Genomic DNA, 10,457 nt, shown 5'->3' on the forward strand with positions numbered 1-10,457 from the left:
CTTTCTTTGGTATAAAATGTTGTTAGTCAGTGGTTTGGGGTAAGGGTTGTTTCGGCAAAAAACGACAAACCAAAAACTGTAAACTCCCTACAGGTTCACATCCTGTTGCCACGGGATAAAATCGGTTTGGCCGAGCTGTTCGGCTTTGGTAAGCACTCGCCCTGAGGCCACCTCAATCAGGTGTTTGAGCATCTGTTCCCCGTTTTGGGCGATGGTCTCGGTACCGTTGACCACTGCCCCCGCGTCGAAGTCGATAATGTCGGGCATCCGGTGGGCGAGTCGCGTATTGGTCGAGACTTTGACGGTCGGGGCTACGGGGTTGCCGGTAGGTGTACCGAGCCCGGTGGTAAACACAATCAGCGTGGCCCCCGATGCCGCCATGCCCGTAGTGGCCAGCACATCGTTGCCGGGCGTGCAAAGCAGGTGCAGGCCCGGCCGGGCGGGCTGTTCGGTGTAGTCGAGCACCCCGGCCACAGGCGCATGACCAGCTTTGCGGGCGGCTCCGGCCGATTTGATAGCGTCGGTGATGAGGCCGTCTTTGATATTTCCAACCGAGGGGTTCATGTCGAAATGTGCCCCCACCGCAGCCGCCCGGCGGGCGTAGTTTTCCATCAGCTCGACAAACCGGGCGGCATCGGCTTCGCGCTCGCACCGGTCGATCAGCTCCTGTTCGACTCCGCAGAGTTCGGGAAACTCGGCCAGCAAGGTCGTGGCTCCCAACTGCACAAGGAGGTCAGACGCGTGACCGAGAGCCGGGTTGGCCGAAATGCCCGAAAAGCCGTCGGAGCCTCCGCATTTAAGACCCACGCTCAGCTTGTGAAGCGGGGCCGGCCGACGCTCGTTTCGGTTAGTTTCGACGAGCCCGGCAAAGGTTTGGTCGATGGCGTCGGCGAGCAGGGCGGCTTCGGTGCCGTAGGTTTGCTGATCGAAGTATAGCACAGGCCGGTCGTAGGCCGGTTGCCGCTTTCGAATTTCGCTCCAGAGCGTGTCGATCTGCGATTTCTGGCAGCCCAGACTCAGCACCGTTGCCCCGGCCACGTTGGGGTGAACCAGATACCCGGCCAGCAAAGCGCACAGGCGGTCGGCGTCGGTGTTAGTGCCCCCGCAACCCATGTCGTGGGTCAGAAACCGGATGCCGTCCAGATTTGGAAAAAGCCGCCCGGCGGTATCGGTCCCGAGGGTTTCGACCGTTTGGTCAATCGACCCGGCCGTTACCGATTCGTAATGGCCCGTTTGCCGGTACCGATCAACCAGCTTGCGAACCTGCTGCCGATACGTTTGGGGTTGTCCGTAGCCCAGTTCCTGCTCAAAAGCCTCCTGCATAATGCGGATGTTACGATTTTCGCAGAACACCAGCGGGACCACCAGCCAGTAGTTGCGTGTACCTACCGACCCATCGGCCCGGTGATATCCATCGAACGTGAGCGATGAAAATGCCGAAACCTCGGGCGGTTGCCACTCGTAGTGTTGCCGCCTGTTCAGGCTGTACGGGTCGGCCTCATGTTTGAGATTGAAGGTCGTGAGGGGTTCGCCGAGGGCCACCGGTTGTGTGGCACGGCCAACACGTACGCCATACATCTGCACCGGGTCGCCCACGGAGAGGGGTACGGTCGTCAGTTTATGTTTGGCCGAAACAGGGTAAGGCAATACCAGGACCTCGCCCTGATGAATAATCCGGTATCCGGCGGGGAGATCCTGAAGGGCCACCAGAACCGTGTCGGTCGGGTGAATGTGCAGGTAGGTGCGCACGTCGGCGGCAAGGTGTGTCATAGCAAATCGGCAAGAAGAAAAACAGTTAAGCTGCGGGGGCCATGCGCGCCAATTACCAGCGACTGCTCAATGTCGGCGGTTTTGGAGGGGCCAGCGATAAACACGCCGTAATCAAACGAACGCCCGTCGAGCAGTCGGTAGGCATCGTGCATAGTCGCCACCAGCGCCGACTCGGCAATGAACAGACCGAGGTATTGGCACAAAAACGGCAGGGCGCGGTGCGGCAGTGAGTCGTCGGTGACCCAAATGGCCCCGTTTTCAGCCACGCCCAGATGCCCTTCGCAAATAGCCAGCTCCACCCCGGCCAGGGTGTGGCCCCGTTCGAGGGTTTCGTCAAGCTTCAGGGTACCCGGCAGCCCATCTACGGCGCTCACCCAATCCACGTCCGGTACGAAGGTTTCGCGCACATAAGCGGCAATCCGGGTAGGGTCATTTACCCGAATCACCTGCCCACCAATCCGTTCGACACTCTGGCAAAAGGTCTCGACAAGTGGGCCCACCGGGTCGGGGGGCGTTACCAGCGGTAGGGCAACCGGATTTGGCTCACTTTTCCTAACGGTAGACAATATACGTTCTCGGCTATTCATGCGTTTTCGACTGTTGATGATACCATTCTCCAAAACTTTGCTGGGGTGGCTGCGGCATTTCCCGGCCCCGGTACCACGGGTTAAGCCGGTTGTTGACAAGGGCCGGGAACCAGCGCATTAACCGGCGGCCAATTTTTCCCGACCACCTGTATAAAGCGGGTGAGCTGAGCACGGTGCTCATCAGGCGCATGGCGAGCGTTTTGGAAACCGGGGCCATGCCCTGCCGGGTGAGTTCCTGCCGCCATAGCCAAAGCTGCTTGTCGATGTCGATCTTGACCGGGCACACGTTGGCACAACTGCCGCAGAGCGTGGAGGCAAAGGGCAGATCGGCGTTCTTTTTCATGTCGAGGTTTGGGGCCAGAATCGACCCGATTGGCCCGGCCACCGCATTGTGGTAGCTATGCCCGCCACTGCGCCGGTACACGGGGCAGGTGTTGAAACAGGCCCCGCACCGAATACACTTGAGCGAGTTTCGGAAATCGGGCCGGCCGAGTTGGGTGCTCCGCCCATTGTCGACCAGAATCAAATGCATAGCCTGCCGTTTGCCATTGGGTAGCCGCCGGGGCCGTACAAAATGGCTCGAATAGGTGGTAATGGGTTGCCCCGTTGCCGACCGGGCCAGCAACCGCAGAAACACGCCGAGGTGATCTTGCCGCGGAATCACCTTCTCGATACCCATGCACGCAATGTGGACGTCGGCGAGGTGTACGCCCAGATCGGCGTTGCCTTCGTTGGTACACACTACCAGCGCACCGGTTTCGGCCACGGCGAAGTTGACGCCGGTAATGGCTACGGTCGCTTCCAGAAACTCCTCGCGCAGGTGTTGGCGGGCGGCTTCGGTCAGGTATTGCGGGTCGGAGTTGGCCGGGTCGGTGCCGAGGTGCCTGGCAAATGTCTGACTCACATCCGTCTTTTTCAGGTGAATAGCGGGCAACACAATGTGACTCGGGGCCTCTTGCCGAAGCTGCACTATCCGCTCGCCTAGGTCTGTATCGACCACCAGAATCCCATTCCGAATGAGGTAGTCGTTGAGGTGACACTCTTCCGTAAGCATCGACTTGCTTTTGACCACCCGCACCCCGCCCGGCTTGGCCGATTGCCGCACAATCTGCTCCACAATTCGGTTGTGCTCGTCGGCGTTGGCGGCCCAGTGCACCTGAATTCCGTTGGCCTGCGCGTTGGCTTCGAGTTGTTCGAGGTAGGTGCTCAGGTTCGAGAGGGCGTGATCTTTAATTTGCGAGGCCCATTGCCGCAGGGTTTCCCATTCGGGCAGGCTGTGGGCAATACGGTCCCGTTTCTGGCGGACAAACCAGAGGGTCTGATCGTGCCAGTCGGTGCGGGCTTCATCGGCCACAAACTGCCGGGCCCCGGTTGCATGATCGACAACGTTCGACATAATGGGTCAGACTGAATTAAATGAACAATGAACAATGTAAAATGAAAGAGCTGATTGTCAGCAGGTAACGCAATTATTCGGTATGCATTTTACATGGTTCATTCACCTACTGTGTCAAATTCAAGAATAGACAGTTAATCAACTCGTTGCCGGTTAGCGCCCGTACAACACTTCGGCAATGTGTTTGACCTGAATGGCCGCCCCCTGCCGCCGGAGAATCCCCTCCAGGTGCATCAGGCACGACATATCGGTTCCGGTGATGACGTCGGCACCGGCCCGAGTATGGTCGGCCACCCGGTCTTTCCCCATCTTTACAGACACGGCCTCTTCGGTTACGCAGAATGTACCCCCGAATCCGCAGCACTCGTCAGCCCGGCTCAGCTGAACCAGCTCGACACCCTCAACCATGCGCAGCAGGGTTTCGGGCTTGGAAAAGGAGGGTTCGTTACGTTCCGACATGGCCGCTAGGCGCAGGCCCCGTTGCCCGTGGCAACTCTGATGCAGCCCTACCCGGACGGTACCCCGTTGCGACGGAGACCCACCCGGCAGGGACGTTACCCCCAGCACATCGGTCAGAAATTCGCAGAGCTCGTAAATCTCTCCATCAAAGCCCGGGTTGTGTTCTTTCAGGTGCAGCACACACGAGCCCGACGGCACGACCACGATTTTCTGACCCCTAAACGCCCGGTTGAACTGACCGAAGCAGGGGTTGCTCAGGTCGTTGAAACCGGCGTTGGCCATCGGCTGACCGCAGCAGGTTTGCCCGGTCGGAACCTCGACTGTGCACCCAAGTTGTTGGAGCAACCGAAGCATGGCGATGGCAACCTGCGGGTAAAACTGATCGACATAACACGGAACAAACAAAGCTACACGCATGGCTTAGTGAGCTACGGGTTGGAGAGACTCACCCGCCCCGACCGTGTGTTTGGCCGAGGTGGTCAGCCCGAAATACAAAACCACCAGAAAACAGGCGGCCGGAATGAGATATGCCAGCCGGATATTAGTCAGATCAGAAACCTGCCCCATAATTAGCGGAAACAGGGCCCCGCCCGCAATGGCCATAATCAGCAGCGACGACCCCAGCTTAGTTTGTTCGCCCAGCCCGGCAATGCTCAGGGCAAAGATGGTCGGGAACATGATCGACATAAAGAATCCTACCCCAATGAGCGCATACACCGATGCGATGCCCCCCACAAAAACAGCGAGCACAAGCAAGCCGACGTTAATGACCGCATAGAGAGCCAGCAACCGGTGCGGTGCGATGTAGCGCATCAGAAACGTACCCACAAACCGGCCCAGCATGAAGCCCAGCAGGGCCACCGACAGGTAATAGGCTCCTGCTTTCTCGTCGATGTCGGCCGCCTGACCTACAAAACGGATAAAAAAGCTCGTGATGCATACCTGCGCCCCGACGTAGAAAAACTGCGTGAGTACCCCAAGCAGTAAATTGCGCTCCTGCCAGATCGAGCGTTTGCCCGGTTGCGTTGCCGTAGTGGCTTCTTCTTTAATCTCCGGTAGCTGGGTAAAGGCCACAATCCCGGCCACCAGCAAAACCACCGTGCCAATAATGAGATAGGGAACCTGTACGGTTTCGGCTTCCGCGGCCAGTAACTGATCGAACGCGTCGGGCGATAAACGGGTCTTGTCGGCTTCAGAAATAGTGCGGCCCGACAGAATAAATAATCCCCCGGCCAGCGGGGCCAGGGTTGCCGCCAGTCCGTTGAACGATTGCGCCAGGTTGAGCCGTTGGGTGGCGGTGGCCGGGTCGCCAAGCATGGTGGCGTAGGGATTAGCGGCCGTTTCGAGGAAAGTGAGCCCGCTGGCGATCACAAACAGGGCAAACAGAAACTGCTCGTACTGGCGGGTTTCGGCGGCCGGATAAAACAGATACGCTCCGGCTGCGAAGACCAGCAGCCCCGTGATGATGCCCCGTTTGTACCCAAACCGTTTCATGAACGCCCCGGCGGGCAGGGCCGTCACGAAGTAGCCAATAAAAAAGGCGGCATCGATCAGCGCCGACTGCAAATCGGTGAGTTCACAGGCTTTTTTCAAATGGGGAATCAGAATTGGGTTCAGATTATGGGCAAATCCCCACAGGAAAAACAGAGCCGTAATCAGAATAAACGGAAATCGGGATTGGGTCTGCATGGCGCTTACAAAAAGGTAATGCAAAACAATAGGATAATCCCGCGAACAAATTTTATCAGATTAGCTACTTTTACCACTCAATTAGCATTTTTTGATCAAACGAAACGCTTATTCAGGCAATCTGGTGGATGAAGCCCCAACTACTCAAAGTGCCTCTGCTGGCCGACAACTCGTTTAGTGTTCGTCGGGATGTGACACCTTACTTCTACAATCGCTGGCATTACCACCCCGAAATCGAGCTGGTGTACATTGAGTCGGGCAGCGGCACGCAGTTTGTGGGCGATAGTATTCAGCATTTCGGCCCCGGCGATGTGTTGCTGGTGGGGGCCAATCTGCCGCACTACTGGCGCTGCGACGAGGTGTACTTTGCTCGACAGGAGGGACTCTTTGCTCAGGCAACGGTGGTGCATTTCCGACCCGATTTCTGGGGGGATGTGTTTATGGGGCTGCCCGAAAACCGTTTGCTGGGTGGTCTGCTCGAAAAAGCCCGGCAGGGGCTCCGGGTGCAGGGGCATTGCCGCGATCAGGTGGTAGCGGGACTTCGCCATTTGGCGGGCAGCGCGGGGATAGATCGACTCATTCGGTTGCTGCAAATTCTGGCCCTGTTAGCCCAGTCCGACGAACTGGAGGTCTTGTGCCGGAACGGCTATTCGCCCGTTTTCGATGATGCCGACACTGACCGGATCAACCAGATTTACGCCTACAGTCTGGCTAATTTTGGGCGGAAAATCAGTCTGGACGAGATAGCCGCCGTTGCCAACATCAGCCCGAACTCGTTCTGCCGGTATTTCAAATCCCGCAACCGAAAGTCGTACAGCCAGTTTTTACTCGAACTGCGGATTCAACACGCCTGTAAGCTACTCATGGAGGGGAATCTGAGTGTAGCACAGGTTTGCTACGAGAGCGGTTTCAACCAGTTCTCAGGCTTCAATAAGTACTTCCGGCAAATCACGGGCAAAAGTCCCACGGAGTACCGTCGGTTGGTTGCTGAGAAATAGGAAAAAGTAACGGGTAAGGTCCTGAGGACCCTACCCGTTTTCATATAGGCTAGATAACCCGGATTTACTGTTTGATCACCTTCACGGTTTTGGTTCGGGTGGGGGTAGCGACCTGCACGAGGTAGGTGCCCGCATTGTCACCCAGCGGCACCCGCTGCCGGATGGGCTGCGTAGTAGGCGCTACCGACACACGGCTCACCGCCCGGCCTTGAGCCGAAATCACCCGCAGTTGCAGAGCCTCCCCGGCGGGGTTGGCCACCTGCACCTCCACCCAGCTTTCGGGAGAGGGGTTGCCCAGCACCACCACATCCAGTTCAGATACCGTCTCCGTGGCCACCCGCGCCGGTCGGCTACAGAAAGCGCCAAAGTCGAACACAACCGGGGTGCCCTCTACCCCGTTCTGCCGCACCCGGATGGTCACCGGCTTGGGATCAGCCCGCAGACCAGCCTCGATCATACCGGTGACGTTGGTGGTCCAGCCGGTGATGCCGATGGCAAAGTACTCCACCGCCGAGCCGTTGCCGCCCGTTGACCCGAACGTAATAGCTCCGGTTTGACAATTGTAACTCACCACCGTCGCGGCCAATGGCCCGCCCACGGGCGGGGTGGAGGTCGTGCTACCCGCTGGACTCACCGTCAAGACAAAGCTCGTGCTGTTGCTTAGCCCGCCCGCATCGGTGGCCGTCAGGATGACCGTGCTCACACCCGTCATCGACGGTGTACCCGAAAGGGTGCCTCCGTTCAGGGCCAGCCCGGCGGGCAGGCCCGAGGCCGAAAGCACTAGGCCGGCCGGTGTCTGGGCGTCGGTAAACACGTTGCCCACGTTGAGGCTGAAGCCCACGCCCACCGTGGCCGACTGGGGCCCCACCGCATTGGATACCGATGGGGCCGTGTTGGTGGGTGGTTGGGGGTTGCCCGCGCAGAAAGCGCCAAAGTCGAACACGAAGGGCGTGCCCTCCACCCCGTTCTGGCGCACCCGGATGGTGATAGGCTTGGGATCCAGCCGCAGGCCCGCTTCGACCACATGACTGGGGTTGGTGGTCCAGCCCGTTACCCCGATGGCCAAGTACTCAACGGGAGCTCCGTTGCCCCCGGTAAAGCCGAAGGTGATGGCCCCGGCGGGGCAGTTGTAGCTCACCAGGGTAGCGGCTAAGGCGCTGCCTGCGGGTGGTGGGGTGGTGGTTTGGCTCGCTACGGGGCTGACGGTGAGTAGGAAACTGGTGCTGTTGGTGAGCCCGCCGGGGTCGGTGGCGGTGAGGGTGATGGTGCTCACGCCCGACAGAGAGGGCGTCCCGGTGAGGGTGTTGCCGGTGAGGGCCAGCCCGGCGGGCAGGCCGGTGGCCGAAAGCACCAGACTCGCCGGCGTCTGGGCGTCGGTAAAGACCGAGCCCACGTTGAGGCTGTAGCCCACCCCGAGGGTGGCCGACTGGGGCCCGACGGCATTGGCGAGGGTGGGCGGGGTGTTGCCTCCGCCCCCGGCACAGGTGGCTCTGGCGTCCCAGCGGAGGGCGACGGTGATGCCATTCTGGGTGGCCAGGATGGTGAAGGGCTCCACGTTGGGGCTCTGGTTACGGATGTCCTGGGCGAGCTGGGTGTCGACGGTGGCCGAGCAGGAGGTGGTGGGGGCGGTGATGCCGACAGCCGCGTAGGTGATGGATGTGCCGTTGCCCCCGCTGACGCGGAACTGGATCTGTCCGGTGTTGCAGTTGTAGGCAGGTTCGAGCAGGGTGAGTGGCGTGCCGAGGGAGCTGGGGTCGGCCCCGCAGAAGACGGGCGGGTTGAGGACGGTAAGGGTGAAGTGGGCGGTAGCCGAGCAGCCGTTGGTCCCGGTGGCGGTTACGGAGAAGGTGGTGGCTCCGGTGGCCGACGTAGGGGGCTGGATGGTGGGGGTGGTGGCCCCCGTATTCCAACGGTAGGTGGCTCCCCCACTGGCGGTTAGGGTGACGCTCTGTCCCTGAGTCACGGCGGAAGCTGGGCTGGGGACGATGGTGACCAGCGGAGCGGCCGTGCTGCCGGTGACAGTGACCGTTGCCAGGGCTGAGCATCCGCCCACGCCGGTGACAATCACCGAGTACGTGCCCGCCGTGGAGACAGTAGCCGTGTTGGTGGTGCCTGTTTGGTTGAGGCCGGGCCCACTGAATTGGTAGCTCGCTCCAGCGGGCGAGCCCGTGAGCGTCACAGTAGGGTTGTTGCAGGTGATTGTGCCCGATGCAGCGAGGGTGGCGTTGACGGCATTAGTGGCACTTTCAACCGTTGTAGTAGCAGCAGCCGTGCAACCATTGGCCCCCGTGAGAGTGACGGAATAAAGTCCCCCGGCCGAAACTGTGGCCGTGTTGCCTGCCCCGGTCTGGTTGAGTCCGTTGCCGCTGAATCGGTAGGTGCCTTGTCCAGCCGGTGAAGCCGTCAGGGTAACAGTGGGGTTGGCGCAGGTGACCGTACCGGATGCAGCTAGGCTCACCGTGGGCGGGGTTTTGTCCTCGCTAATGGTTGCTGATGCGGTGGCTGTGCAACCGTTGGCGGTTGTAGCCGTGACGCTGTAGGTGCCCGCCGTGTTGATGGGTTTGTGGGGTCCCGTGGTGCCACCTGTCCAGACGTAAGTAGCGGGGCCACCCGACGCCGTCAGGGTGAGACTGGTCTGGGCGCAGGTAAGCGTGCTCGAAGGCCCTGCCGATAGGGAAATGGTGGGTGGCGCTTCCACGTTGAGGGTAGTCGTGGCCGCAACGGTCGTTCCATTGGCCTCAATGGTGAGGGTGAAATTTTGTTCACCCGACCCTGCTGCCGTGATCGTCCGGCTGAAGACGGCCCCCGTAGCTGTGTCGCTTACTGGCTCTGTGCCGTTGGTGAGCGTAAAGTTGTAGGTGCCTGTCACGTTGCCTACTATAGCGGTGAAGGTAGTCACACTGCCTGCGCAGACAGTAGCCTCCTTGGGTGCCAAGCCCGCCAACGTGGGCGCGGGTGGTGCGTTTAACGTGACTGTTACGATCGTTTCGCTGCGGCACCCGGCAGCGCTAGCGCCCGTTACCGAATAAACGGTGGTAGTGGCGGGCGAAGCCGTGAGGCTGCCACCCGTAGCCCCACCCGTCCAGGTGTAGGAGTCTGCGCCCGACGCCGTGAGCGTAACGGTCTGTCCGGCGGTGATAGTGAGCGAGGGGCTGGCGGTGATGGCCAGGCTGGGCACAAGACTCGCATCCCCGGTGATGATCCAGCCTTTGGCGCCTGTCAGATTGGCCCGGTCTGCCGCCGATGCACAGTACTGCCGACCCGCAGCCCCCAGATCCCTGCCTGTGACCGTACCAGAGTTGAAGCCTGTCAGGGTGGCATCATAGCTGGCCACGCTCATGCCACAGCCATCCAGCATACTAGACAAATTAACGGTGGGATTCAGGCGGGTTCCCCAATCCCCTAACGATTGATTGAAAGTACTGGCTCCATTAAACATCCCACTCATAGAGGTAACGTTGGCCGTATTCCACGAGTTGATATTTTGATTGAAAGAACTGGCTCCAAAAAACATCTGACTCATATCTGTAACGTTGGCCGTATTCCACGAGTTGATGT

General features: G+C 59.8%; 7 protein-coding genes and 1 pseudogene. 1 reads left to right on the plus strand and 7 read right to left on the minus strand.

Annotated features, from left to right (window positions below):
- Positions 1–87 precede the first annotated feature (87 nt).
- The 5 genes from RUDLU_RS0125335 to fucP all read right to left on the minus strand — a co-directional run bounded on the left by RUDLU_RS0125335 (position 88) and on the right by fucP (position 5,901).
- Positions 88–1,770 (minus strand): UxaA family hydrolase, encoded by a 1,683-nt coding sequence (locus tag RUDLU_RS0125335; protein WP_019991256.1) that lies wholly within the window; start codon positions 1,768–1,770, stop codon positions 88–90.
- Positions 1,767–2,357 (minus strand): LutC/YkgG family protein, encoded by a 591-nt coding sequence (locus tag RUDLU_RS0125340; protein ID WP_027303376.1) that lies wholly within the window; start codon positions 2,355–2,357, stop codon positions 1,767–1,769. The genes RUDLU_RS0125335 and RUDLU_RS0125340 overlap by 4 nt, the downstream gene beginning before the upstream one ends.
- Entirely contained in the window at positions 2,350–3,753 is a 1,404-nt protein-coding gene (locus RUDLU_RS0125345) for a lactate utilization protein B (RefSeq protein WP_019991258.1), read from the minus strand. The genes RUDLU_RS0125340 and RUDLU_RS0125345 overlap by 8 nt, the downstream gene beginning before the upstream one ends.
- 153 nt (positions 3,754–3,906) lie before the next feature.
- Positions 3,907–4,629 (minus strand): (Fe-S)-binding protein, encoded by a 723-nt coding sequence (locus tag RUDLU_RS0125350; RefSeq protein WP_019991259.1) that lies wholly within the window; start codon positions 4,627–4,629, stop codon positions 3,907–3,909.
- Positions 4,630–4,632: 3 nt separating this feature from the next.
- Entirely contained in the window at positions 4,633–5,901 is a 1,269-nt protein-coding gene (gene fucP / locus RUDLU_RS0125355) for an L-fucose:H+ symporter permease (RefSeq protein ID WP_044129701.1), read from the minus strand.
- A gap of 128 nt (positions 5,902–6,029) precedes the next feature.
- Between fucP and RUDLU_RS0125360 the strand changes: the two genes are divergently transcribed.
- Positions 6,030–6,899, plus strand: a complete 870-nt coding sequence (locus tag RUDLU_RS0125360; RefSeq protein ID WP_019991261.1) for an AraC family transcriptional regulator — start codon at positions 6,030–6,032, stop codon at positions 6,897–6,899.
- A gap of 64 nt (positions 6,900–6,963) precedes the next feature.
- On the opposite strand, the gene RUDLU_RS30485 is transcribed toward RUDLU_RS0125360, so the two are convergent.
- Complete coding sequence (locus RUDLU_RS30485) at positions 6,964–10,257, minus strand: putative Ig domain-containing protein (protein ID WP_281168794.1); 3,294 nt, start codon at positions 10,255–10,257, stop codon at positions 6,964–6,966.
- A gap of 3 nt (positions 10,258–10,260) precedes the next feature.
- Positions 10,261–10,455, minus strand: a pseudogene (locus tag RUDLU_RS30735) (BspA family leucine-rich repeat surface protein); the annotation flags it as partial.
- Positions 10,456–10,457 lie beyond the last annotated feature (2 nt).

This window comes from Rudanella lutea DSM 19387 (assembly GCF_000383955.1).
GTDB classification, from domain to species: Bacteria; Bacteroidota; Bacteroidia; order Cytophagales; family Spirosomataceae; genus Rudanella; species Rudanella lutea.

Bases quoted from the DNA above. Each gene is read 5' to 3' on its own strand.
- RUDLU_RS0125360 (WP_019991261.1), top strand. From the start codon at position 6,030: ATGAAGCCCCAACTACTCAAAGTGCCTCTGCTGGCCGACAACTCGTTT.
- RUDLU_RS30485 (WP_281168794.1), bottom strand. From the start codon at position 10,257: ATGCTGGATGGCTGTGGCATGAGCGTGGCCAGCTATGATGCCACCCTG.
- RUDLU_RS0125335 (WP_019991256.1), bottom strand. From the start codon at position 1,770: ATGACACACCTTGCCGCCGACGTGCGCACCTACCTGCACATTCACCCG.
- RUDLU_RS0125340 (WP_027303376.1), bottom strand. From the start codon at position 2,357: ATGAATAGCCGAGAACGTATATTGTCTACCGTTAGGAAAAGTGAGCCA.
- fucP (WP_044129701.1), bottom strand. From the start codon at position 5,901: ATGCAGACCCAATCCCGATTTCCGTTTATTCTGATTACGGCTCTGTTT.
- RUDLU_RS0125350 (WP_019991259.1), bottom strand. From the start codon at position 4,629: ATGCGTGTAGCTTTGTTTGTTCCGTGTTATGTCGATCAGTTTTACCCG.
- RUDLU_RS0125345 (WP_019991258.1), bottom strand. From the start codon at position 3,753: ATGTCGAACGTTGTCGATCATGCAACCGGGGCCCGGCAGTTTGTGGCC.